At 44.0% G+C, this 25754-nt stretch carries 22 protein-coding genes; 9 read left to right on the top strand and 13 right to left on the bottom strand.

Going from position 1 to position 25754, the window contains the following annotated elements; genetic code table 11:
* Positions 1–18 precede the first annotated feature (18 nt).
* The 4 genes from F8C82_RS11045 (at position 19) to F8C82_RS11030 (ending at position 2611) form a co-directional block, all read left to right on the top strand.
* A complete protein-coding gene (locus tag F8C82_RS11045) occupies positions 19–666 on the top strand; it encodes a DsbA family protein (RefSeq protein WP_151693646.1) in 648 nt (215 codons plus the stop codon).
* A 124-nt stretch (positions 667–790) separates the two neighbouring features.
* A complete protein-coding gene (locus F8C82_RS11040; RefSeq protein WP_151693645.1) occupies positions 791–1510 on the top strand; it encodes an HAD family hydrolase in 720 nt (239 codons plus the stop codon).
* A gap of 32 nt (positions 1511–1542) precedes the next feature.
* Positions 1543–2358 (top strand): FRG domain-containing protein, encoded by an 816-nt coding sequence (locus F8C82_RS11035; protein ID WP_151693644.1) that lies wholly within the window; start codon positions 1543–1545, stop codon positions 2356–2358.
* Entirely contained in the window at positions 2336–2611 is a 276-nt protein-coding gene (locus F8C82_RS11030) for an acylphosphatase (RefSeq protein WP_151693643.1), read from the top strand. Before F8C82_RS11035 ends, F8C82_RS11030 begins: the two co-directional genes overlap by 23 nt.
* On the opposite strand, the gene F8C82_RS11025 is transcribed toward F8C82_RS11030, so the two are convergent.
* The 5 genes from F8C82_RS11025 to polA form a co-directional block, all read right to left on the bottom strand.
* A complete protein-coding gene (locus F8C82_RS11025; RefSeq protein ID WP_151693642.1) occupies positions 2612–3838 on the bottom strand; it encodes a cation:proton antiporter domain-containing protein in 1227 nt (408 codons plus the stop codon).
* 575 nt (positions 3839–4413) lie between these two features.
* Positions 4414–6213: a translational GTPase TypA gene (gene typA, locus F8C82_RS11020; protein WP_151693641.1), complete on the bottom strand. Its 1800-nt coding sequence runs from the start codon at positions 6211–6213 to the stop codon at positions 4414–4416.
* Positions 6214–6425: 212 nt separating this feature from the next.
* Positions 6426–7262, bottom strand: coding sequence for a hypothetical protein (locus F8C82_RS11015; RefSeq protein WP_151693640.1), 837 nt, complete (start codon positions 7260–7262; stop codon positions 6426–6428).
* Positions 7263–7379: 117 nt separating this feature from the next.
* Positions 7380–8321 carry a T9SS type A sorting domain-containing protein gene (locus F8C82_RS11010; RefSeq protein WP_151693639.1) on the bottom strand — a complete coding sequence of 314 codons (942 nt, stop codon included), beginning with the start codon at positions 8319–8321 and terminating at the stop codon, positions 7380–7382.
* 67 nt (positions 8322–8388) lie between these two features.
* Positions 8389–11187, bottom strand: a complete 2799-nt coding sequence (polA, locus tag F8C82_RS11005) for a DNA polymerase I (protein ID WP_151693638.1) — start codon at positions 11185–11187, stop codon at positions 8389–8391.
* Between the two features lie 119 nt (positions 11188–11306).
* Between polA and F8C82_RS11000 the strand changes: the two genes are divergently transcribed.
* From F8C82_RS11000 to F8C82_RS10990, 3 genes are read left to right on the top strand one after another with little or no spacing between them, the layout of a single operon-like run.
* Complete coding sequence (locus tag F8C82_RS11000) at positions 11307–12032, top strand: polyprenol monophosphomannose synthase (RefSeq protein ID WP_151693637.1); 726 nt, start codon at positions 11307–11309, stop codon at positions 12030–12032.
* A gap of 51 nt (positions 12033–12083) precedes the next feature.
* Positions 12084–13430, top strand: a complete 1347-nt coding sequence (locus F8C82_RS10995) for a dihydroorotase (protein WP_151693636.1) — start codon at positions 12084–12086, stop codon at positions 13428–13430.
* Positions 13427–13804 carry a DUF4296 domain-containing protein gene (locus tag F8C82_RS10990; RefSeq protein ID WP_151693635.1) on the top strand — a complete coding sequence of 126 codons (378 nt, stop codon included), beginning with the start codon at positions 13427–13429 and terminating at the stop codon, positions 13802–13804. The genes F8C82_RS10995 and F8C82_RS10990 overlap by 4 nt, the downstream gene beginning before the upstream one ends.
* Before the next feature lie 44 nt (positions 13805–13848).
* Here F8C82_RS10990 and tyrS read toward each other — a convergent pair whose 3' ends face one another.
* Positions 13849–15126 carry a tyrosine--tRNA ligase gene (tyrS, locus tag F8C82_RS10985; protein ID WP_151693634.1) on the bottom strand — a complete coding sequence of 426 codons (1278 nt, stop codon included), beginning with the start codon at positions 15124–15126 and terminating at the stop codon, positions 13849–13851.
* A gap of 112 nt (positions 15127–15238) precedes the next feature.
* Between tyrS and F8C82_RS10980 the strand changes: the two genes are divergently transcribed.
* Positions 15239–16267 carry an NAD-dependent epimerase/dehydratase family protein gene (locus F8C82_RS10980; RefSeq protein WP_151693633.1) on the top strand — a complete coding sequence of 343 codons (1029 nt, stop codon included), beginning with the start codon at positions 15239–15241 and terminating at the stop codon, positions 16265–16267.
* A gap of 52 nt (positions 16268–16319) precedes the next feature.
* Here F8C82_RS10980 and F8C82_RS10975 read toward each other — a convergent pair whose 3' ends face one another.
* The 3 genes from F8C82_RS10975 to F8C82_RS10965 are packed head-to-tail and all read right to left on the bottom strand — an operon-like array spanning position 16320 to position 18886.
* Complete coding sequence (locus F8C82_RS10975; RefSeq protein ID WP_151693632.1) at positions 16320–17009, bottom strand: PPC domain-containing protein; 690 nt, start codon at positions 17007–17009, stop codon at positions 16320–16322.
* A gap of 37 nt (positions 17010–17046) precedes the next feature.
* Positions 17047–17841 carry a hypothetical protein gene (locus F8C82_RS10970; RefSeq protein WP_151693631.1) on the bottom strand — a complete coding sequence of 265 codons (795 nt, stop codon included), beginning with the start codon at positions 17839–17841 and terminating at the stop codon, positions 17047–17049.
* Positions 17842–17893: 52 nt separating this feature from the next.
* Entirely contained in the window at positions 17894–18886 is a 993-nt protein-coding gene (locus tag F8C82_RS10965) for a LuxE/PaaK family acyltransferase (RefSeq protein ID WP_151693630.1), read from the bottom strand.
* 34 nt (positions 18887–18920) lie between these two features.
* Between F8C82_RS10965 and F8C82_RS10960 the strand changes: the two genes are divergently transcribed.
* Positions 18921–19394 carry a hypothetical protein gene (locus F8C82_RS10960; protein WP_151693629.1) on the top strand — a complete coding sequence of 158 codons (474 nt, stop codon included), beginning with the start codon at positions 18921–18923 and terminating at the stop codon, positions 19392–19394.
* A gap of 653 nt (positions 19395–20047) precedes the next feature.
* On the opposite strand, the gene hppD is transcribed toward F8C82_RS10960, so the two are convergent.
* The 4 genes from hppD to trhO form a co-directional block, all read right to left on the bottom strand.
* Positions 20048–21187 (bottom strand): 4-hydroxyphenylpyruvate dioxygenase, encoded by a 1140-nt coding sequence (gene hppD, locus F8C82_RS10955; protein WP_151693628.1) that lies wholly within the window; start codon positions 21185–21187, stop codon positions 20048–20050.
* Positions 21188–21255: 68 nt separating this feature from the next.
* On the bottom strand, positions 21256–22410 hold the full coding sequence (locus tag F8C82_RS10950) for a homogentisate 1,2-dioxygenase (protein ID WP_151693627.1): 1155 nt from the start codon (positions 22408–22410) through the stop codon (positions 21256–21258).
* A 371-nt stretch (positions 22411–22781) separates the two neighbouring features.
* Positions 22782–24443 carry a hypothetical protein gene (locus tag F8C82_RS10945; RefSeq protein ID WP_151693626.1) on the bottom strand — a complete coding sequence of 554 codons (1662 nt, stop codon included), beginning with the start codon at positions 24441–24443 and terminating at the stop codon, positions 22782–22784.
* A gap of 232 nt (positions 24444–24675) precedes the next feature.
* Entirely contained in the window at positions 24676–25734 is a 1059-nt protein-coding gene (gene trhO / locus F8C82_RS10940; RefSeq protein WP_151693625.1) for an oxygen-dependent tRNA uridine(34) hydroxylase TrhO, read from the bottom strand.
* Positions 25735–25754 lie beyond the last annotated feature (20 nt).

Here is a 25754-nt window from a genome sequence, read left to right as displayed (position 1 = left end):
CTTTGATGCAGGTAATAAATGAGAGAGACGCGCAAGTTTATCTATGTTTTTGACCCCCTTTGTGCATGGTGCCATGTTTTTGGAGAGAAGGTGATTGCCCCACTTCAAGAAGCTTATGGTGACTTTGCTCAGATTGACATATTTGCGGGTGGATTATACGTAGGGGATAGAGTAGGACTGTTAGGAAGTATCGCTGCGAATTATCCACAGGCAATTGCTGAAATAGAGGCACATGCGGGGTATGAATTTTCTGACGCGTTTAAAGAGAATGTTCTTTCACGTTTGGATGAATTTGAAATGAATTCAGAGCACTCAGGAGCGGCCTTTGCTTGGCTAAAGCAGCATGTTCCTGAACGGCAAGTGGAGATCGCACATGGGATTCAAAAGCTCTTTTTTGAAGAGGGTTTATCGTTATCTGATGCGTATAGCTACAGAGAATTAGTTGAAGGTTTGGGGTTGAATTTCGAACCGTTTAAGGCGGTTTTCTATTCGCCTGAGACCGTTAATTTGGTTCGGCAACAATACATCTATGCCCATCAATTAGGAGTGCGCTCTTTTCCCTCATTGATTTATGTACATGGATCAAAAGGGGAGCTACTTGCCCAAGGGTTCAGAGAATTCTTACAAATTGATTCGATAATGAAAGAAAACTTTTACAGGATGTAAATTTTTCAACATTTTCTATACAATAAGTTTGTTACTAGTGTAAACAATTGTATAAATTGCTGAAGCAGAATGCTTTTAAGCCTGCGCAAGAGAGACCTATCGACCGCCAACTGAAAATAAGACAATGAACCTCATACTCTTTGACGTATCGGGAACTTTGGTGCATTCAAGTGCTTTTGAAAATAAAGTGCTTTGGAAGACGCTTACTCAAGTTCTTTCTATACCGATGAAATCGGTGTGCGAATTTCGCCCTGAAGAGACAGAGACCGCCTTTGTAAGAAAAGTGTGGAGCTTTGTGAGAGGGAGTGAACCAACTCGGGAAGAGTGGGATGAGATTTATGCCGTTTATCAGCGAATACTGACAGAAACATATCTGCTCGAAAGCGATCGCTTCAAAGCAGTTTTGGGAGCCCCAGAGTTATTGAGACACTTGCAGTCTTCAAAATCTTGGGGCTTTGCTATTGCCACTACCTCGTGGCACGATTTAGCACACATGAGCTTGCGAGGTTCGGGGTTCTACACGCGAAGATTTCACATTGTTACGGGAGAAGGAATCCTCACAAAAGTGGACTTAGTGAACAAGGCTATAGAATCTTCTAAGCGTTGGTATGGCGTTTCTGATTTTGAGAAAGTGACCTACGTGGGAGATGGATCTGTAGACACAAAGGCTTGTCGAGAATTGAACCTGCCGTATTTGGATGTAGCTGAAGTGTCACAGGCAACGGAGAAGTCAATGCCGTGTTACCCGAGCAAAACACAGTTCATTCGACTCGCCCGACGCGCTGTAGTGCCTAGCAGAATTAGAGAAAATAGTTTTGTGAGTTTGATGGGTCTGAAGACCTAAAATTGCACATCCTTTCATACCTTCAAGCTCCCATGCAAACTACCGTAGCACAGAGCTGGAAGGAGCTCCAAGAATTGTTATTCCAAGATTCATTTGACCCGGGAATTGGTCGATACCGATCGCCGTATATCTACCGGGGAATGAATGATTCTGATCATACTCTCAAAACGTCCCTTGCACGATTGGGCGGCCCATACGATAGGTTGGAACGTCACCTATTGCGCAATTTCCGCAAGTATGCTTTGAAATCGGCTATCACTGAAAATTCAGTTTGGAATATTCTGGCCTTGGCGCAGCACCACGGACTTCCAACACGTTTGTTGGACTGGACGTATTCACCTTATGTTGCCCTTCATTTTGCGACAAATGATATTCAGAAATACGACCGAGATGGAATTATTTGGGCTACTAATTACGTGAAGCTCAATCAATTTCTACCCGATCGGTTGAAAGATGTTATCAATCGCGAACAATCGAATACATTCACCGCAGAAATGCTGGATTCTGTGTGTAAGGATCTCGACAGTCTGAAGCGCTTGGACGAGGAGGAATTTTTACTCTTCTTAGAGCCTCCTTCACTCGATGAGCGTATTATCAACCAGTTTGCCCTTTTCTCACTTTTGAGCTCTAGCACGGCTTCTATGGACGAGTGGTTGGAAGATCACGATTCCTTTGTGTATCGAATTGTTATTCCCAAAGAATTAAAATGGGAGATTAGAGATAAACTCGATCAGGCCAATATTACAGAACGTGTATTATTCCCAGGACTCGATGGGTTGTCTATGTGGTTGAAGCGACACTACAGTTCCAAAAATCCAGATCCGGATGACGAAGAGATGGCGCATTAAAGTGCGAGGAAAAGTACAGGGTGTTTTCTACCGCGTGTCTACCGCAGAAAAGGCTACAGCATTAGGCCTTGTGGGGTGGGTTAAGAATGAACCCGATGGATCGGTTCTCCTAGAAGTTGAAGGGGATGATTCGCCTTTAACTGCCTTCGTGAATTGGCTGAGTGAAGGTCCACCGATGGCCGTGGTGATCGGTGTTGATCAATCTGAAATTGCCGTTCTGGGTTCTGAATACAAGTTCGAAGTCAGGTACTGATTAGGTCTCTTCAGAGAGTTTCCCCGACTTTTTCACCTTCCCCGATTTAGGTTCATACGAAATCAAACTCCATGTCATCACCAAACTTGTCGCGATGATGATGTAGAGTAGGATGCCATTATCAAAGGCTTCAATCTCCATTTCAGCAGGAATATTGAAGAAGAGGAGAATGGTGATCAGCCCTCGTGGAGCAATAAACAACTCTGGCTTTGTATCTCGCCCGATGAACACATTCATCCACAAATCTCTCAATACATACATTCCCAATAGGGCGATGGTGGAAAAGGTAAAGACCATTGGAGAGAGTAGGGAAGGCAAATCAATGTACATACCGAACACGATAAAGAAGAAGGTTCGGATGATGAAAGAAGACTCTAAAGTGATGAGGCGGAAGTCCTTTAAGAGACCTTCCATGATAGAATACTTGAGCCATTTCGCGAGTTTTCCTCGGAAGAAGAGTTTCGAATTGTTTAATATCAATCCAAAAATTAGGATGATGAGGAGCGAACTCAAGTGGAATTTTTTCCCAATCGCATAGATCAAGATAAGGACTGCAATAAGGAGAAACAGCTTCACTTCTGTCTTGATGTTCTGAAGGATAAATACCAGTAAGTAACTAGTTATGATAGAGATCACAAAAGAGAAGATGAACGTCCAACTGAACATGAGTGCCAGTTCTCCACCACCTTCGGCTTTGAAGCCTTCTAGGATGAAATAGAACATCATAATTCCCAGGATGTCTGAGAAAGTACTTTGGTAAATCATGAACTCGCGCTTGTTGTGACCCAGGCTCCCAACGGAAGGGATCACAATGGCGGAACTCAGGATAGACAGTGGGATGGCATAGATGATGGACGATTGCCAATTGGCATCCATGGTATAGTGAATGAGCGCGGCCAAAAGAGCTGCGGTACTAGCTAATTCTACTATGGATAAGGTTAAACTTGAATAGATCATATGCCGTTTATCCTTGGTCAATTCCAAATCCAATGCGGCCTCTAAGACAATCATAATCAATCCAACTGTACCCAAGATTTCCAGAATCGGGGTAAGGTCGATGGTCGGAGTGTTCAATGCCTTCATACCATAAGCTATACCTACTCCGGTTCCAATCAGCATCAATACTGATGGAATGCGCGTGAGGCGTGATATGATATTAAAGAAGTAAGATAGAATGACGATTAGAGCCAGCGCTATCAAGTAATCTAATGAAGACGTAAAATCCATGAATCCAAAATAGGGCTTTACGAGCAAATCCCATGAAAGATGGGAGAATTAGTTGTACGTCCTTTTGACAGATTTTGAAGCGTCTAGATTCGCCACTCTTCAAGAGTTTCATGTCCAATATGACAAAGAATACCTCAAGGTGTAAGAGGATGACAACAACATCACCTATGTTATTCTGTATTCCCTCAAAGGCTTAAGAGAGGCATTGGAAAGATTGAAACGGCATTGCGATAGAAAACGGGAGGGGAGGGGTGCTGAGGATAGGATGGAATAAGCGTTGCATTCTTTCGGTTACAATTATCATCAGAAGGATACATTTATTCCAAAAAAGCAGGTCTTGTGACCAAACAAGGGTACTCAAGAGATCATGGAATGGTTAGACAAACCGTTAGTTTTGATCTCCGACTATGGGTGAATGATGGCTTGCTCGAGGAGGAAAGAAAAGGTCTTTTGACTCAAGAATAGGTTCATTCCTAGAGGAGTGGCTTTTGAAGGAGACGATGAAGAAATAGACATGAAAAAAAAGCCGGTTAACAGAATTGCTAACCGGCTTTCAATCGAGTTGTTCAGGTAAATTAAGCTCCGCCTGAGCGCTTGCGATCACTTTCGTTCAAAAGGATCTTACGCAAGCGAATATTTGAAGGAGTAACTTCTACATACTCATCACCTTGGATGTATTCCAATGCTTCTTCCAAACTGAATATAATCGCTGGAGCAATTCGCATTTTATCATCTGCACCCGATGAACGGATGTTGGTGAGGTGTTTTGTTTTAGTGATGTTCACCACCATATCTCCCGCACGTGAGTTCTCACCGATAACTTGACCACCGTAGATGTCTACACCTGGATCAACGAAGAACTTACCGCGATCTTGAAGACGGTTGATGGAGTAAGGAATTGCAGTTCCTTTTTCCATGTTGATCAATGAACCGTTTTGACGACCTGGAATTTCACCTTTATACGGTTGGAACTCCTTGAATCGGTGGTTCATAATCGCCTCACCAGCCGTAGCCGTGAGTAGACCGTTACGTAAACCAATCAATCCTCTAGAAGGAATGTTGAACGTGACAATCATACGGTCGCCTTTTGGTTGCATGTTCAGCATTTCACCTTTGCGAAGTGTAACCATTTCAACCGCAGTACCGCTCTTGTCTTCAGGAAGGTCAACAATCAATTCCTCAATTGGCTCAGACTTCACACCGTCAATTTCCTTCAAGATAACTTGAGGCTGACCAATTTGAAGTTCATATCCCTCACGACGCATGGTTTCGATCAATACAGAAAGGTGCAATACACCTCTACCGTATACTCGGAATGCATCTGCTCTTTCAGTTTCTTCAACCTTAAGTGCGAGGTTTTTCTCCATCTCTTTGTCCAAGCGGTCTTTGATGTGACGTGAAGTCACATACTTTCCTTCTTTACCAAAGAATGGTGAATCGTTAATCGTGAAGAGCATACTCATCGTAGGCTCGTCGATAGAAATGCTAGGAAGGGCTTCAGGATTTTCGAAGTCACAAATAGTGTCTCCAATTTCAAACCCTTCGATGCCAGTTACTGCACAGATATCGCCTGCTTCCACAGTCTCTACCTTGGCCTTTCCCATGCCATCAAACTTGTAAAGCTCTTTTACTTTTGATTTCACAGGGGTTCCATCGCGTTTCACAAGGGTGATTTGCATGTTTTCTGCAAGAGTTCCTCTCTTCAAACGACCAATGGCAATACGACCGGTATACTTGCTGTAGTCAAGGGAAGTGATCAACATTTGAGTTGTTCCTTCTTCTACGGTTGGAGCAGGAACGTACTCGAGTACCATGTCCAATAGCGGAGCAATGGAATCGGTCTTTTCGTTCCAATCTGGACTCATCCAGTTTTCTTTCGCCGAACCGTATACAGTAGGGAAGTCAAGCTGATCTTCGGAAGCGTCGAGGTTGAACATCAAGTCGAATACCGCTTCGTGAGCCGCATCTGGATCACAGTTTGGCTTGTCTACTTTGTTCACCACTACGATTGGCTTCAAACCGAGCTCCAATGCTTTTTGAAGCACGAAACGAGTTTGTGGCATCGGGCCTTCAAAGGCGTCAACCAACAAGAGAACACCATCAGCCATGTTCAATACACGCTCTACCTCTCCACCAAAGTCGGCGTGGCCAGGAGTGTCAATAATGTTGATCTTGGTGCCTTTGTAAGTAACAGAAACGTTCTTAGAAAGAATGGTAATCCCGCGTTCTCTCTCGAGGTCGTTGTTGTCGAGAATAAGTTCTCCCGTCTGTTGGTTCTCACGGAACAATTGACAGAAGTGCAAGATTTTATCAACCAAGGTTGTCTTACCGTGGTCAACGTGTGCGATAATAGCTATGTTGCGAATTGCGGTCATACCCTATAATTAAGGCCGCAAAAGTAGTGGTTTTCAACGAGGTGGAAATGCGTTGCCAGATTAATTTATTTCGAGGTTGTAATCGGTTGTAGAGTTCTAAGTACTAGGCACTATGTAGCTGAAGCATGCGAGGTTAGTTCGGAAGGCTTTGCTAATAACAGTTCACGTCTCTAAATGTCGTCAAAGCTCAACAATCCATCTCCGCATTATCATCAATTTAGGATGAGTATTCTATCCAATGAGTCGTTGTACATGAAAATTACGCCGTAGTATGTGGAGTACACATGCAAAGAGATGTCGAGATTATAGACTGCTGTGTACTCTCTAAAAATGCAGATTTCAACCGGTGAAATGAGAGGACTGGTCTTGATATGAGAATGCATCAACGACTCAATCTCTTTTCCTTCTTGAGGTTCTATGGTTTGCGGTAATAATCTCGTGTGATATTTGATAAAGCGGGTAGGTAGGAGGTCTTCATTCAGCTCTATCATGTAGTCGTTGCCGATAGGGATTATATAATCGCCACTATAACCAGGCATTAGGTATAGTCGCCATCCTTCTTCTATTTCAAAGAAAACTGGATTGAATTGCACTCCTTCAGCAATGGTGATTTGATCTCCGTAAGCTTTAAAAGCTGCCTCAAGTAATTGGTTTTTAGCATCAATGAACTCCAACTCATCATCTGTAAGTTCTCGTTCTTCAATCTTGGTGTCTTTCGGAGTCGATACATCGCTTTTTCGGAAAACGAGTTCGCAAAGTGAATGTTGAACTTCTCTATCGTACCAAATGCAGGTGATATTCCTTCTCGATTCCATGATGACATATCCGCCTGCTTTAGAAGTGATTTCTCGGTCCAATGCCATGAAGATATCGCTGGAATGCCATGCAACTTGATCCAATTGATAGATATGGTTGGCCTCTTCCAGAATGGAATCTAGCTTGGGGCGTAAGAGTTCTTGAATAGAATCGGGAGCGAAAGGAGACTCATCTTCTTGTCCGTACAAAGGCGAAATGACAACAAGGAATAGAGAGAGTAGTAGAGAGCGCATGGATGAAGTTTTTTGGAAGATAGTAATTTATGGCCGGTAGGTCGACTATAAATCGATCACAAAAAAATCCCCACCATCTTGCGACAGTGGGGATTCCATATAAATCAGGGAAACTGATTAGTGACGAACAACAAATTTGCCGCTCATTACATCAGATCCGCTTTGTACACTGTAGAAGTAAGTACCTGCGCTCAATGCAGAAGTGTTCATTTCTACAAACTGACGTCCTTCAACTTGGTTCTCAGTTTGAGTCATGATCACACGACCTTGGATGTCCATAACGCTAATAACAACTTCGCTGTTACCATTGATGTGGTAAGTAATGTTAATGTTGTCGTTTGCTGGGTTAGGGAAGGCACGTGCTGATTGACGATCAAGAATGTTCTCTTCAGTAGAGATGTTGTTGTCAACATCAGCCATCATCCACATCCAAACATCAGCGCCACCCCAACGAGTTGCTGTGTTAGCCCATGAATCATCAGCCAATTTATCAAACATCTGACCACCGCCACAAGCAGCGGCTACGGAAGAAGTTACGATACCAATAGTGTCACCACCATTGTCCACTTGAATGGTCATGATAAAAGCACCTGAAACAATTGGTCCATTCGTGAAGTTGAATGCAGTCCATCCCAAGTTTGCAGTGTCAATAGATGTTACTGCAACTGGAGCTGAAGTACCAGCAACTGCACCAATGGTACCTGCAGCAGTATCAACAGGGTAAATGTAAGCGTGAATGTTACCAGAAACAACATGCTCTTTGGCAGCGATTAATGCATATACGTTCTCAATTTTGTATGCTTGAGAAGGGAAAATGAGCATACCTTTTTCTTTGTCGCCGTAACCGTTAGTACCTGAAAGGTAACCACCAGTAGTCGCTCCGTAAAGTGCCAAATCAGGGCTGGCACACTGAGGAGGTGCGATAAGAGTGTCCGTAATCGTTTCAGTTGCAGTAGGAACCGCAGGAGCTGATTCGTATGTGCGATACAAGTAGGCTTCTTGAGCCATTGCCGTACCAGAAATCGCAACTGCTGCGATAAGCGTGTAAAGCTTCTTCATGGTTGTTGTGTTTAAATTTTATGTGACGAATTTAGTAAGATTAAGTCAAAAATGGTTGCAAATGAATTTAATGTGCCTCAAGCCAATCGTTTCCCTCTCCGGTTTCTACAATTAATGGGACTTCCAGTTCAAAGGCATTCTGCATTTCATCAACAACTAATTCTTTTAGCTTATCCAATTCAGATTTTTCTGCATCAAACACCAATTCATCGTGTACTTGAAGAACCATGGCACTTTTAAATCCTTCTTCTTTCATGCGCTTGTGGATTTTAATCATGGCTAGCTTGATGATATCAGCAGCTGAACCTTGAATAGGAGCATTTACTGCATTTCGTTCTGAATGTCCACGAACTACCGCATTTCGGCTATTGATGTCTTTCAAGTAGCGCCTTCTACCGGTAATGGTTTCAACATAACCCTGTTTTCTAGCGAGTTCTACTTGAGTGTCGATGTAATCGCGAATACCCGGATAAGTTCTGAAATAAGCTTCAATCACTTCTTTTGCTTCGCTTCTACTCAAGTTGGTTTGCTGACTCAATCCAAAGGCAGAAACTCCATAGATAATTCCAAAGTTGACTGTTTTGGCGTGGCTTCGCTGTTCACGTGTAACTTCCTCTAGCGGAATGTCAAAAACCTTGGCTGCCGTTGCTGCGTGGATGTCTTCCCCGTTTATGAAGGCAGAGATCATGGATTGATCTTTGCTGAGCGCTGCTATGATGCGAAGTTCTATCTGACTGTAATCAGCGGCCATGAGAACATGGTTTTCATCTCTAGGGATGAACATGGCTCTGACTTTCTTTCCTCGTTCTGTTCGAATGGGGATGTTTTGCAAATTGGGATTAACACTGCTCAATCGTCCAGTCGCTGCAACGGTTTGATTGTATGTGGTGTGAATCTTCCCGGTAGATTTGCTTACAAGTTGTGGTAGGGCATCCACGTAAGTGCTCTTCAGTTTTCCAATTTGACGATAGTCGAGGATTTTGGAAACAATGGGATGCTTGTCTACAATGCCTTGTAGAATATCTTCTGAAGTGGCGAATTGACCACTCTTGGTTTTCTTCGGCTTTTCGAGCAATTGCATTTTGCCAAAGAGGATGTCGCCCAATTGGCGTGGACTACCGATGTTGAAAGGCTCCCCGGCATCTTCAATAATGCTCTTTTCAAGGTCTGCCAATTCGGTTTCTAGTTGCTTGGAATAGGTGTTTAGCGCTTCAACATCAACCTTAATTCCTTCGTATTCCATGCTGGCGAGAACGGGAACTAATGGAGCCTCAATGGTTTCAAAAACACTGCGAACCCCACCTTCATCAAGAGATGGATTGAATTTTTCATAAAGTTGATAGGTGATGTCGGCGTCTTCACCCGCATATTCCACCACCTTATCAATGTCAACATCGCGCATGTTCCCTTGATTCTTTCCTTTCTTTCCAATCAGTGATTCGATGGAAACCGGGCGATATCCGAGATAGGTTTCGGCCAATAGATCCATGTTGTGACGCATGTCAGGCTGCATCAGGTAATGCGCTAACATAGTGTCGAACATTTTTCCTTTGATCTCAACCCCGTATCCTTGAAGCACGGTCATGTCGTATTTCAAGTTTTGAGCGATTTTCATCACGTTTTCGTCCTCGAAGAACGGCTTGAGAAGATCGACAATGGCTTGAGCTTCTTCTCGGTTCTCCGGTACGGGGATATAATGAGCCTTTCCTCCAGCCCAACTGAAGGCAACGCCCACGAGTTCCGCTTCTAGTGCATTCAGAGATGTAGTTTCCGTATCGAAACAGACTGCCTCGTTTTTGCGCATCTTTTTCACGAGCATTTCAATACCCATCTCATCATCAACTTTTTGATAGTGATGATCGGTGTTTTCGATGGTTTTCATGCCTCCATTGGTGGGTTCAGCTTCTCCTGAATCACCCCCACCAAAGAGATCCATTTGGTCTCCCGTGTGTTTAATGACAGAGGCACCCGATTTTTGTTGGATTTCTACATCGAGTACTCGCTTTGCCAAAGTGCGGAACTCCAGTTCCTCAAATACAGCTTTGAGTTTCTCTTCATCAATAGGATCGCGGGTGATATCCGTTTCAGAAAGTTGGATGGGGGCATCCACTAGGATGGTGGCCAACTCCTTGCTCAGAATTCCCAATTCCTTGTTTGCGCGAACTTTTTCTCCCAGTTTTCCTTTGATTTCATCGGCATGCTCAAGTGTGTTCTCCATGGTGCCATACTGCTTGAGAAGCTTAACGGCGGTTTTTTCACCTACACCTGGAAGTCCTGGGATATTGTCAACTGCATCCCCCATCATTCCCAAGATGTCAATCACCTGACTCACATCTTCAATGTCCCATTTCTCGCAAACTTCTTTTGGCCCCAACACTTCGGCAGGAGCACCGCCTCTTGCTGGTTTGTACATGAAGATTTTGTCGCTTACCAACTGACCAAAGTCTTTGTCGGGCGTCATCATATAGGTTGTATACCCTTCCTTTTCTGCTTGTTTAGCCAAAGTACCAATCACGTCATCTGCTTCATAACCATCAACACCTACGTATGGAATACGGAAAGCGTCAAGGATTTTTTGAATGTAGGGGACGGAGATTTTAATGGCTTCGGGAGTTTCGTCCCTGTTCGCCTTGTAGGCTTCAAATTTCTCGTGTCGAACGGTTTTGGCTTTGGTGTCGAACACCACGGCAATATGAGTGGGATTTTCCTTTTCGAGCACTTCGAGCAAGGTGGTAGTAAAGCCAAAGATGGCTGAAGTGTCCAACCCTTCGCTGGTTACGCGCGGGTTTTTCGCAAAGGCGAAGTAGGCTCTGAAGATGAGCGCGTAGGCGTCAAGAAGGAAGAGTTTGTTGTCTGTCTCACTCATGGGAAATACTTTGCGGGCAAGATACCAATTGTGGAAGATTGGTCCTTCACATTCTTTTAGCTTTGTCACTCTTCGCGAAATGCTATTTTTGCCAAACATCATTTACCTCAAGAACTACTTTGGCTGAATCAGTTGTCATTATCCCCACCTACAACGAGCGCGAGAATATTGAGAATATTCTTCATGCCGTGTTGGACCAGCAGTACGATTTTCACGTGCTGATTGTTGATGATGCTTCGCCAGATGGTACCGCGGATATCGTGAAATCGATTCAAAAGTCCTATCCCGATCGCCTTCACATTGAAGAGCGCTCTGGTAAGCAAGGGTTGGGAACGGCTTATATTCACGGTTTTAGATGGGCACTAGAGAGAGAGTATGAATTCGTGTTCGAAATGGATGCGGATTTTTCTCATGATCCCAACGATTTGATCAACTTGAAAAATGCATGTACAGATGGGGCTGATCTCTCCATTGGTTCAAGATACGTTCGAGGTGTGAACGTGGTAAACTGGCCAATGAGCAGGGTGTTGCTATCCTTCTTCGCCTCCAAGTACGTTCGTTTTGTAACGGGAATTCCGGTGCATGATACCACGGCTGGGTTTATTTGCTACCGACGAAGCGTTTTGGAGAGAATCAAGTTGGACAAAATCAAATTCGTGGGTTACGCCTTCCAGATTGAAATGAAGTTCAAGGCTTGGAAACACGGATTTACCGTTCGAGAGGTACCTGTGATTTTTACAGATCGCACAGCCGGACAATCCAAAATGAGCAATGGTATCATTAAGGAAGCGATTTTTGGCGTTATTCGGTTAAAACTCGACAGCATCTTCAATAGAAACTACTAATTCTAAGTAGTTTTTCTGACCTTTGCATCCCCTAAAAATGGTGCATCTATCATGGCCGATACTATACTCATCAAAAATGCAAGAATCGTCAACGAGGGTATTACTCAAGAAGGCGACTTGCTAATTGAAAACGGGCGCATTGCGCACGTGGATCGTCATATTTCTCCGAAGAACGGTAATGTAAAGATCATCGATGCGCATGGAATGTATCTCATCCCAGGTGTTATCGATGATCAAGTTCACTTCCGCGAGCCTGGTCTCACTCATAAGGCTGATATTGCAACTGAATCTCGTGCTGCGGTAGCCGGAGGAATTACTTCTTTCATAGAGCAGCCCAATACTGTTCCTCAGGCCACAACGGTTGAACTGGTTGAGAAGAAGTACGAGCGAGCAGCAGAAGTAAGTGCTGCAAATTACGCTTTCAACATCGGTGCAACCAACGACAATGTTGAGGAGCTACTCAAAGTAGACAAGACGAGAATTCCAGGTGTAAAGATCTTTATGGGTTCAAGCACTGGTAACATGTTGGTAGACGATTTAAAATCGTTGGAACGCATTTTCTCTGAAGTGGATAATCAGTTGATTACGCACTGTGAGGACGAGGCGACCATCAAGGCTAATCTTGAAAAATACAAGGCGGAATTCGGGGATGATATTCCAATGAAGTATCACCCAATTATTCGTTCTGCAGAAGCGTGTTACTTGAGTTCTTCTACTGCTGTAGACCTCGCCAAGAAGCACGATTCTAGACTACATGTTTACCATATTTCTACTGGAATCGAAACTGAGTTGTTTGACAACAAGCTTCCGTTGGGGGAGAAGAAAATCACCGCAGAGGCCTGTGTCCATCACTTGTGGTTTAATGATGAAGATTACGATGCTAAAGGATCTCTGATCAAGTGGAATCCAGCGGTTAAAACAGAGGAAGATCGCAAGACTATTTGGACGGCACTCTTAGATGATAGGATTGATGTGATTGCCACAGATCACGCTCCTCATACACGCGAGGAAAAGGACAGTCTGTATACATCAGCACCTAGCGGCGGACCTTTGGTTCAACATGCATTGGTGGCCATGATGGAATTTGTGACCGACGAGACCATTACAATGGAAAAACTCGTGGAGAAAATGTGTCACAATCCGGCTATTCTATTTAACATCAAAGAGCGCGGATTTATTCGCGAAGGATACCACGCAGATTTAGTGTTGGTTGAAGCTTCTCGTCCGTGGACAGTAACCGATGAGAATGTTCTTTCCAAATGTGGATGGTCTCCATTTGAAGGAAGTACCTTTAAAGCGAGAGTGTCTCATACGTTTGTGAACGGTAAAGTCGTTTACAAGAACGGTCAGTTTGATGACTCCGTTCGCGGAGAACGTTTGTACTTTGATAGAGATTGAGAATCCTGAACACATATTACGCATTTGCTCTTGCTGGGATCTTTGCAGCGTGTAATCCGACAGATGCAAGTCACCGGCCCGATAAGCCTGACAACCTCATTTCTGAAAAGAAAATGACGAGTATGTTGCTTGATGTGCACCTTATCGAGGGTGCGCGCTCTGGCGTTCGAGTGTTGGGAGATAGTGCAAATGTGGACGTGTATTATCAAGGTCTATTCAAGAAATACGACGTGACTCAAGGACAATTTGATACCAGTTTTCAGTACTACAGCCATTACCCAAGAAAGATGATGGCGATGTACGATGTGGTCATCGATTCATTTAACTTAATGGAAATGAAGATTGCCGAAGAAGAGAAAAGACAACAGAGATAAGTTGGAGTATATAAAGTAAAGGGCCGTCATTGACGGCCCTTTTTTTATTCTACAACTACTAAGAAGTAGTTTTTCTTTCCTTTTTGAACTAGGATCAGAGAGTTGTTGAGAAGGTCGCTTGCTGTGATGGATTTCTCTACATCAACCTTTGATTTGTTGACAGAGAGTCCGTTAGCTTGTACCATCTTTCTTGCTTCGCCTCTCGATGGGAAGATTCCGGTCATGTCGGCGAGGAAGTCAACGATATCAATTCCAGCCTCTACGGCACTCTTCGAAATCACGTGCTGCGGTACTCCTTCAAATACTTGCATCAGTGTTTTGTGGTCGAGTGACTTGAGTTCATCTTCCGTTGCCTTTCCAAAGAGTATTTCGCTTGCACGGATGGCATTTTCCAAATCGGCCTTGCTGTGAACGCGTTCTGTTACTTCTTCAGCTAATGCTTTTTGAAGAGTACGCATGTGCGGAGCTTCGTTGTGCTTTGCTTCGAGAGCCTCTATTTCCTCTCTGCCTTTGGTACTAAAAATGCGTATGTAGTTGCTCACGTCGGCATCGGCAGAATTCAACCAGAATTGGTAGAAAGCGTACGGAGAGGTGCGTTCTGGGTCTAGCCAAATATTTCCGCCTTCCGATTTACCAAACTTAGTTCCATCTGCCTTTTTAATGAGTGGTGTAGTTAGCGCAAAGGCTTCACCACCACCCATACGGCGAATGAGTTCGGTACCCGTTGTGATATTTCCCCATTGGTCAGAACCGCCCATTTGAAGTTTCAAGCCTTCGTTTTTCCAAAGGTGGAAGAAGTCGTAGCCCTGAATCAATTGGTAACTGAATTCGGTGAACGAGATTCCTGTCTCCATTCTCGATTTTACGCTGTCTTTTGCCAGCATGTAGTTCACGGTGATGTGCTTACCTACATCGCGGATAAAATCTAGGAAAGTCCAATCCTTAAACCAGTCATAGTTGTTTACCATAACGGCAGGGTTGTCTTTGCGATCAAAATCTAGAAATTTCTCAAGCTGTTTCTTTTGAGATTCAAGGTTGTGTTGGAGTTGATCGCGATCGAGTAAATTTCTTTCGGCTGCCTTAAAACTTGGATCACCTACCATGCCCGTAGCGCCTCCAACCAATGCAACAGGTTGGTGACCGCATCTCTGAAAGTGCGTAAGCGTCATGACTTGAACGAGGTTACCCACACCTAATGAATCAGCCGTTGGATCAAAGCCAATATAACCACGAACCATTTCTGAATTCAACAGTTCTTCGGTGCCCGGCATGGCATCGTGTAACATGCGTCTCCAGCGGAGTTCTTCGATAAAATTGGTCATGACAGTGATTTGAGTTTCAATACGCGGGCAAAAATAAGTCAACTGATGGAGAACGGCTCGTTTTAATTGAAATCTATCCTAAACAGCCATTTCTATAGTGTATTTTCGTTTTATGATTCTAGTAACTGGAGGCACTGGATTGGTGGGAGCGCATTTGCTTCGTCATCTGGTTGAACATGAGAGTCGGCCGATTCGAGCTACGTATAGGTCGGAGGCGTCTCTTGAAATGACAAGGACGATTTTTGGATACACGTTAAACGACGTGGATGCGCACATGGCGAAAATCGAATGGGTCAAAGCGGATCTGTTTGACCTCTTTGATGTTGAAGCGGTGGTGAAAGGTGTGGACGTTGTGTTTCATTGCGCGGCTTTTGTGAGTTTTCAGCCTAGCGACAAGGATTTGTTGTTGAAGGGAAATCCTCTAATGACCGAGCTTCTAATCAATGCCTCTGTAGAATTTGGAGTTTCCACCTTTATGCATGTGAGTTCTGTAGCGGCATTGGGAAGAGCCGAGAAAGGAACCGATATTGATGAATCAACAGAATGGAAAGAATCTCCCAATAATTCGGTTTACGCCCGAAGTAAGTACACTTCCGAACTCCATGTTTGGCGGGGAATGGAAGAGGGCTTGCAGGTTGGGGTGGTGAACCCGACAATCATTTTAGGTCCTGGACCTTGGAAATCGGGTTCGAGTAAGTTCTTCCACACTTTCCATAAGGGGTTTAAATATTACACGACGGGAAAGACTGGCTTTGTTGATGTTCGAGATGTGGTGGAAATGCTGGTTCGAATTGAACGCAATGGGCACTTTGGGAAGCGATATCTTGCCGTTGGCGAAAACGTCATCTATCGCGATTTATTCCATGCCATCACATCTGCATACGGTGTGCCTGCTCCAAGTATTCAGCCCCCAAGTTGGTTAACTGGAATATTGTGGAGAGTGGAGTGGCTGCGCTCTGTCCTCACCAATGCTACGCCCTTGGTGACCAAAGAGACCACGCGATCGGCGATGAGTACCTATACTTATAGCAACCGCCGAGCAGTGGAAGAATTAGGAATGGAGTTCCACAATATGGATGAGATCATTCCTGAATACTGCGAGTTGTACGAGAGAGATTTGAAGTTGGGAAAGGTGGAATAAAAAAAGGCAGAACCCATAGGCCTGCCCTTTTTTATCTGCGGTGGTGTGAAGATTATTCTTCAGTGATGATTTCTAAATCATAGGCACCTACTTCACCTTCTTCTACAGTTGTTACTTGAATTTTCCATTCACCCGCTTCAGGAGATAGATCGCTTACCAAAGAAACGTGGTAGTCGTCACCTTCATCGTCATTTCTCCAGATCTGTCCAGATGGTGAGGTTACCACTAAGTATCCATCAAAACCATAGCATTTCAGACGAACACTGAACATCTTATCTACGTCGATTGTACGATTGTAAGTGTCCACATATTCTCCTTTCGGAAGTTGTTCGTCGCGAGGGTCAATTCGTCCTTCTGTGCGCTCGATTTCAATTGCACCACTTTTGTTGATGACCAATTCATAGCTTCCTTCAGCGCCTTCATTGTAGGTGCTTGCCCAGATGGTATACGTTCCCGGTTCTTCAGCAAAGATTTCTAGATAGCTATTACTTCCTTCAGAATCATCGTTGTCAAGTTGCGTTCCCGAAGGAGTTTTAACGATGAGGTAGGTGTCAAATTCGTCTGAATTCAGTGCCACCTTAATGATACGCGGCTTCTTTACTTCAATCGTATGAACATCGTAGTAATACGTGTTTTCTCTCTTTAGGTCATCGGATGAGAGTGATCCGTTTTCAGTAGTCACTTGTCCAAACGCCGTCGAAACGCTGAGGAGGGCTAGTGCAGATAAAATCGTGGACTTCATTATGCTAGATTTAGATTAGATATGTGCTTGCAGCCAATTACTGTGCCGAGATTCCAGGTTCATCAAAGTTGATGTAGTCGAAAGCGATGTTTTCGATCTCTTCCAACAACCGTGCATTTGGTCGCTGAAACCAAGTACAGTAAACGGATTCTTCTATGATTCGAGTTTGATCTTTCGACTTATTTCCGTCGATGTAATCTTTTTGGGAAAGTATTGCCATGATGTTCGAACCCCGCCAAATAATGATGATTCTAAATGGAACATTTCGAACGTAGTTGTTCTCATCATAATTTCTCAGGATAGAGGCAGTATACTGTCCATAGGTTTCTTCCTCCCAATCAAATTGGCTCATCACTTCACTGAGCAATTGGGCTTGTTGACCTCTTCCTTCGAGGGCATCTGAAATGGCGCTTTCAGGCAGACTGTTGGTGTAAGTGTCAAAAGTGGAGCAGAATCCCTTAACAATACCAATTCGATATTCATCTTTTCGGAATCCGTCATAAGGTGTAATCTGGATCACTTCTACTTCTGCTTGAACTTCACCAATGGGTTCGAGATCGTCGTTGTACAAAACCGTTCCTTTAGAAAGCGTACTGTCGGCAGTTAAACCAGCTACGTCAAACACAACGCGCTTGCTGATTTCATACCAGAGTGGTTCACTCACTTCAGCGTAGATAAAGGTTTTGTCTTCAAGAGTGAAAAGCGTCTTTCCATCCACAGCATCCTTGATTTCACCAGTGTTTTTAATGAACTGGGCCTGTGCAGTGAAACAGAATGTAGTAAGGAGGAAGAGGAGTGTGTATTTGGAGCTCAACTTGGTGTAGATTGACATTTATGGAAAAGTAATAAAACTCTTCGAGAAGCTTGATAAGACGGGGATAATCTTACTGCACCATAAGGTTACAGCCTCGGATATCACTATCGTCAAAACGACCCATTACATGGAATGTTGTTCCATTTTCCGTCTTGCCAAGGTCTTGCGTGGCGATGAATGCACAACTGTCTACATTGGCCAAGTCGATGACGTTGATTCCCCCAGTTTTACCCGGAGCAGATTTGCTGAGCGGGTCGGCCGGATCGCGTAAACTCACCCTCATCCATGGCGGAGTGGTGTATTCTCCGAGTCCTGTGCTGTATGCCTGACTCATCATCTCTGTCATTCCGTATTCACTATGGACGAATGCTACTCCCAATCGTTTCGACAACTCGTCATGAAGTTCGGAACGTATCATCTCAACTCGTCGCCCTTTCATTCCGCCTGTTTCCATAAGAATGACGCTCTTGGGAAGTTGAAAGCTGCGTTCTTCGGCAAAATCTAGCAATCCAAAACTGACACCTAGAAGTATGGTTGGAATCTCTTCAGCATCCTCTGAACTGAGAATAGTGCGAAGTTCATCATGGTTTCTAAGAAAAAAGTCACTGTCAGAAAACGGGCTTTCATCGATAAAAGTCTTCGCCATTTCAATGAGTGAAGATCCTTCTCTTTCCAAATAAGAAGGGAGTAGGCAAAGCCATCTAAAATCCTTAGCTGGGCCGTAGGTTAGGCGGAATGCCTCCTTAAAAACACGATGGTACCATTGCATCGACTTCACATAGTGTTTGCTCGTTTGCGAGCCCGTAGTTCCGCTGCTTGTAAAGATCACTTCTGGTTCAAAAGATCCCGATTTCACTTCGTGTTTCTTGAAGGCCTCGATTGGCAGGCAGGGGATATCCCTCCAATTTTGAATAGATTTTGGATCGATGTTTAGCGCAGAAAGGAAGGTCGCATAGGGTTCACAATACTTGGCCTGATACGTGAAGAGCTCGAGGGCAGTGCCGTTAAAATCTACGGTAGCCCTATTGAAAAGTGTATCTTTGAAAGTGTCGGGTTGAATCACAAACGATTTGGCCTAGTGATGCGTTATCTGAACTATGAAAGCAAAGATACTCGGAATATTGAGCATGGGGGTACTGTTGAGTACTACCGCATGTAAAGACGGAAAGAACTTTCCGGACGAGCCGTTTTTGCGCTATGAGTCTTACGAGCTTGTAGGTTCTGAAGTAGACCCCGATTTTCCTCTAGAGCATGCGGCTGTTCGCCTTTATTTCACCGATGGAGATGGAGATATAGGCTTAGATGATTTGGATCCAGGAGAATTCAATTTTCAAGTTTCAGTATTTGAGAAATACGATACGGGTTATGCGTATGCGTATGATTGGTCGGGTATCCTGAAAGACCTTGCCGATGAAGGTCAACAGAACAAAGTGCTTGAAGGATACATCACCTACAAAGTGGGTTTAGCTGATGCCACAACCGATACGGTCATGCTGGAATTTGAACTTATCGATGATGCGGGTCATCGTTCCGGTATTGTAGAAAGCGAAGAGATATTTGTTGATTTCTAGAAATCAGCTTTCACGCCGATCGGAATAGATAGTCCCATGTTATAAGCAAACGAATTCCTGTGGGGTGAAGACGCGAGGTGAAATATCCGAATTCAGTCCTTTCGTCAGCCTAAAGGTTGCGCCTACTCGCTCTGAAACCTTATCAGTAAATACGGGACGATTTACTCTTTGAAATCTAGTCTTGCACCCCTTGTGAAATCCATACAAAGTCTCCAATTCGGAATTCCGAGGGGGTGAATATGTTGATTACGGTTTTGCTGCATTGGATATTCTCTTGAGAAGTTGGGGAATTTTTGATAAACCGATTATCCGACAGAGTGATGGACATGTTTATGACCATTTACAGGAATTAGAAAATGGGCTCGTTGAACTTGGTCGAAAGCAGAGAGTCAGATGGACTGTGATCCCACTAATAATAAACGTAATATGGTCCTTGACGATACTATCGTTTATCTTCTTTGAATTAGTTTAAGTATTAGAAATTTATGGGGGAAATGACGTGATAGTTCTGAATTCATGAGGGTATATCTCCTTTGTCAATTTATCTCTACAAGTTCTTTGACTTCACGAACTCCACTGACTCCAAAGACTCACAAAAACAAAACCCCCAGACCTTTCGATCTGAGGGTTTCTATTCAATAGAAGCTTAAGGATTAAAGCGTTCCTCTGCTTTCTTGTTCTCTTTCGATAGATTCGAAAAGGGCTTTGAAGTTTCCTTTACCGAAGCTTTGTGCTCCTTTTCTTTGAATGATTTCGAAGAATAGAGTTGGACGGTCAGAAACTGGCTTAGTGAACAACTGTAGAAGGTAACCTTCATCGTCGCGGTCTACCAAGATGCCGTGCTCACGAAGGATGGCAACGTCTTCATCAATGTCACCTACGCGATCCAACAAATCATCATAATACGTGTCAGGTACATAAAGGAATTCAACACCGCGATCTTTCATAGCTGAAACCGTTTTCACGATGTCATCCGTAGCAACAGCAATGTGCTGAACACCTGCGCCACTGTAGAAGTCGATGTACTCCTCAATCTGACTTTTCTTTTTCCCTTCAGCTGGTTCGTTGATAGGGAATTTAATGCGACCATTACCGTTGGTCATTACCTTAGACATCAAGGCAGTGTACTCGGTAGAAATGTCTTTGTCGTCAAACGATACCAACTGAGCAAATCCCATTACTTTCGCGTAGAATTCAACCCACTTGTTCATCTCGCCCCAGTCTACATTGCCTACCATGTGGTCAACGTATTTCAAACCTACGTCGGTAGGCTGGTAGTGACTTTCCCACTTTTTGAATCCAGGAAGGAATGGACCGTCGTATTGACTGCGATCTACAAAAACGTGAACGGTTTCTCCGTATGTTTTGATAGCTGAAAGAGTAACCTTACCGTTAGCGTCTTCCATCACTTTTGGTTCAAAAGCAACTTCAGCACCTCGGCTAGTGGTTTCGTTAAAACTCTTCACTGCATCATCAACCCAAAGAGCAACGTTCTTAACACCGTCGCCATGCTTGTTGATGTGCGCATTGATTTCACCACCTTCACCCAAAGGAGAAGTAAGTACAAGGCGAATTTTTCCTTGTTGAAGAACGTAGCTAGTACGGTCTTTCACTCCAGTTTCAAGTCCGGCGTAAGCCACACCTTGAAAACCGAAAGCTGTTTTATAGAAGTGAGCCGCTTGCTTAGCGTTACCCACATAAAGTTCTACGTAATCCGTTCCGTTCAATGGAAGGAAATCTTCAGCATCTGTGAAGATTTTTTCCAACTGTAGACTTGTAGTATCTGTTGCCATATGTATAAAGTCTTGAGCCTTATTAATAAAGAAGATTCAAAGGTAAGAAGATGTGGTTGGACGGAAAATTATTCGATCCAAGACTTCCAGTAATCTTTCTCGCCAATGTTTAGAGCTTCCTGTGTAATCTTAAGCGGTTTGAAAGTGTCGATCATGACAGCGAGCTCTTCAGTGCCCTTCTGTCCAATACTTCTTTCGTAAGCTCCAGGATGAGGTCCGTGAGGAATTCCACCTGGGTGAAGGGAGATAAATCCTTTTTCTACGTGGTTTCTCGACATGAAGTCACCATCTACATAATACAACACTTCATCACTGTCAATGTTGCTGTGGTTGTACGGTGCAGGGATGGCTTGCGGATGGTAGTCGTACAAACGCGGTGCGAATGTGCAGATTACAAAGTTCCATCCTTCAAATGTTTGGTGAACCGGAGGTGGTTGATGAACGCGGCCTGTAATCGGTTCAAAGTCGAGAGCAGAGAAAATGTACGGGAAGTTGTAACCATCCCACCCCACTACGTCAAACGGATGCGAACCGTAAATCACAGTGTGCATGGTGTTTTCCTTGCGGATGTACATCTTGAATTCTCCAAGTTCGTCGTGGGTTTCCAACTCTTCTGGAAGTCGGAAATCGCGTTCGCAGAATGGGCTGTGCTCGAGCAATTGTCCAAAATTGTTGCGGTAACGCTTTGGTGTGACGATAGGAGAAAAGCTCTCGGTGATCAACAAGCGGTTATCTTCAGTTTCGAATTCGATTTGGTAGATCATTCCTCGTGGAATCACGATGTAATCTGCGTAACCGAACTCTAGATTACCTACCATGGTACGAAGTTTTCCCTTGCCTTTATGGACAAAAATCACCTCGTCGGCATCTGCATTTTTATAGAAGTAATCGCCAGTACCACTCTTCGGTGCAGCGAGTGTAATATTGAGGTCGTTGTTGAAGAGAACAACCTTTCTACTTTCTAGGTAGTCGTTTGCTGGAGCCACATCCCAACCGCGCAACATGTGCGAAGTGATGTTCTTCTCAACAGCTGCAGTAGGAGTGACGTCAACCGCTTCTCCAATTTGTTTGATCATCGTTGGACGATGAACGTGGTAGAGTAAGGAAGAAACCCCACTGAAGCCCTCCGTTCCGAAGAGTTGTTCGTAATACAATCCGCCGTTGGGTTTTTCAAAAACCGTATGACGTTTGTGAGGAATCTTTCCGAGTTTATGGTAAAGCATGGGATAGAGATTCAATTGTGGATGCAAAGTTAGCGAATTGCATAAGGCGGAAAATGACGAATGTCATGTGCAATTTCTCGTCCTATCAAATCCCATCACGTCAAAATCTACATCTCAGGGAAAGGTCTATGCTTCGAGATGTAATGTATCATCCTGCACGAATTGCATGCACAGGCTGTCCATAACTAGTTGATTATTTGGGGCTTTTCCAACTCTTTTTGTCGATGGAGCGTAATTTTAGCAGGGAATGCTTGAAGAAGCTGAAAAGTGTCTTCTCATTACTCTCCCCTCACAATGAGATCATCCTACACGTTCCACTACCTGCTGGACGTTGAGGAGGCTTTTCACACATGTAAAAGGCCTCCTTCTTTTTATCTAATCCATTTTTCCGTCCACTCTCCATCGCTAGTGCGAATGAGGTAAACGCCAATTGGTAAGTGAGCACAATTCAAGAATGCTTCGGAATGAGCACTGATATTGCTTCGCATCAAAATTTGACCTGAAACATTTAGGACTTGCAATTCATAGGCGAAATCACTTGGATTAAGAACAGTCAAATGTCCACTCGCCTGACGAAGTTCCATCTCTACAGGTTCTCGTTCAAATTCTGCACCTGAAAGTGGTTTTGAAACCAAGGAGTAAAGGATAGAGTCAATATCACTAGTCAATGAATCAATGATATTGATGTGTTGAACGGAATCTACATTTCCCCAGAAAGTAGCTGAAGTAATGTTGATGGTTTCACCCGCTTCCCAAGTGAAGGGTCCCATGGATGCAAGTACGCGTTTGTCTTCATGGTTGCTCGGAGATTCAAACCAGTTGATAGGTTGGTCGGGTGCCCAAATAGAAGATGGAGAATGGGAATTCCCCGGATACGCATAGCGAACTGCCTGACTACTTGGAGTGGGCTCGTAACCATCTCCATTGTTTACATTGAACAATCCGCTTGGAGTCTCTGCCCTTAGTGAATCTCCGGTTCTCCAAAGACTTCGCATGTAGTTGTAGATGTCGGTATTTCTTATGCTGGAATTACCGCTTACTGGATCACCTGTGTTATTGTAATACATGCTATTGGTCATTGTCAATCGTTCCAATAGTCCAGCGGAAGCGTTTTCAGGAATACAGTTCCCGCTTTGGTCAAAACCATCAATACAACCATCCCAGTTATTGTCAACTCCATCACCAGCATCTGCTGTTGGACCTTCTAGAAGCACTGTTCCGCAGTATGGAACTTTGGGAGCCGTCATCAAGTCGTGATCATCTGCGTTGTACGAATAAATAGCGTGTCTTTCAATGTCTGTCCCAGTGAGGTCGTCTTGAGGTCCACCTGCATCTGCATCATTAAAGATGCTCAAGTAAGCTTCGGAATAAGTGTGGTTGGAGCGGTTGGTCACTACAACGCTTCGGTAAAGTGTTCTACCAGAAATCCCAGGTTCGTCGTACATGTAGAACATAAAGTATCCATCGGCTCCAACAACGTCACCATTGCTGCTATCTATCACACTTTGATCATTAAAGAGTGTAAGTGTGGTGATGTCACCTTTGATAAATGGATAGTCTCCACCACCTGTGTTGTAGTATCCATTATTGTCCATGTCTACAAAAGGAGCGAGGTAGAAGGGTTCTCCATATTGTTGTCTCCCGTGTGCCGGCCAGTTGGCTATGGCTTCTGGAACTACGGTGTACAAACCTTGACGTAGGCTGTCAATCATGTTTTGAGTTACTGTCCATGTTCTTCCGTAGTGAAGCATGGATGTAGGGTCGCCGGAAATAGGGCCCGCAAAGAAATTGACGCGGTCTTGCTTATATGTTTGTGCAGAAACATGCAAATTTCCGCCTGCATCAATTCCACCTAAGTGAAGCGATTCTGTATAAACGTAAGTTGAGTTTTTTGAACCGAACAACAAAAGCGTTCCGTCGGGTTCAATGATGTAATAAGAGTCTCCAAAAGTGATGGTGTCTGGCACCCAGCCTTGACCAAATAGGAATGTGCTCACCAATGTGAGTAGCGCGAGTAGAGTAAGGTTCTTCATTTAAAAGAGCGTTGGTTTTAATGAAATAACGCAGTACAAGCAGTGCGAGTTGGTGCGGCATATCAATGCCAGATATCTGGAGAGACTAGACGATGTCCTAGAAAGGTGGTGAATTGAATATTCATATTGAGAGAGTTTGAGAGGAAGGGAAGTTAAAGAAAACTACGAGAAGTGGAATTAAAAAACCCCGACTCATGAGCCGGGGTTGTTGTAGGTGGTGTCGAAATCCGCGTTAGCAGTCCGACTTATGATAGCGCTTTTTGGTGCGACCTTCCGCAGCCCATTTTTTGCGAATCACTTCTTGATCTTCTTCTGGAAGGTGAATGATTTCCTGACATTCATCTCCACAAGTATGCTCGAACTTTTCTGCACACTCTTCACATTGAATGAAGAGCAGGTTACAAGCTTGATTGGCACAGTTTACGTGAGTGTCGCACGGGCGACCACATTGGTGGCAATTCGAAATGACTTCATGTGAGATGGATTCTCCCAAGCGATCGTCGAACACGAAGTTCTTGCCGTGGAATTTGTTTGGAAGTTCCTCTTCTTTCAACTGACGAGCGTAGTCGATGATGCCGCCGTGTAATTGGTTCACATTTTCAAATCCGTGGTGCTTCAAGTAAGCGCTGGTTTTTTCGCAGCGGATGCCGCCAGTGCAGTAAAGCAGGATTGGCTTGTCTTTAACTCCTTGAAGTTTATCGAGTACTTCTGGAAGCTCGTCGCGGAAGGTTTCCGCATCTGGCAAAATGGCATTTTCAAAATGGCCAATTTCAGTTTCGTAGTGATTGCGCATGTCTACCACAATAGCTTCACCAGAATCCATCAATTCATTCCATTCGCGAGCAGTGAGGTGTCTGCCAACATTGGTAACGTCGTATTCATCCTCAGCAAGACCGTCGGCTACAATTTGATTGCGGACTTTAACGGTTAACTTCAAGAATGATTTTCCGTCGTCTTCAACAGCAATCTTAAAGGGTACATTGGCGAATTCATCCATCGCATATAGCTGCTGAACGAATTGATCCCAATTGTGCTCTGGGACGTTCATTTGCGCATTGATGCCTTCTCTAGCAATGTAAATTCTACCTAAACAACCTAGGTCGTCCCACATTGCATATAGACGATGACGCATCGCCTCTGGATCTTCAATAATCACATAGCGATAAAACGATACCGTTCGACGATTAAATTCTTCGGCGTCCAGACGCTTTTGCAAATCTTCTCTACTGTACCGATTGTACAAAAAGCGTTTAGCCTTTTTTGGAGTGCCTTCTGTATTTTCTTCCTGCATGACCTTCTGAATTTCAGGGT

Origin of the sequence: Phaeocystidibacter marisrubri, from assembly GCF_008933165.1 — a bacterium.
Lineage (GTDB): Bacteria > Bacteroidota > Bacteroidia > Flavobacteriales > Schleiferiaceae > Phaeocystidibacter > Phaeocystidibacter marisrubri.
This window is presented reverse-complemented; position numbering and strand designations above follow the sequence as displayed.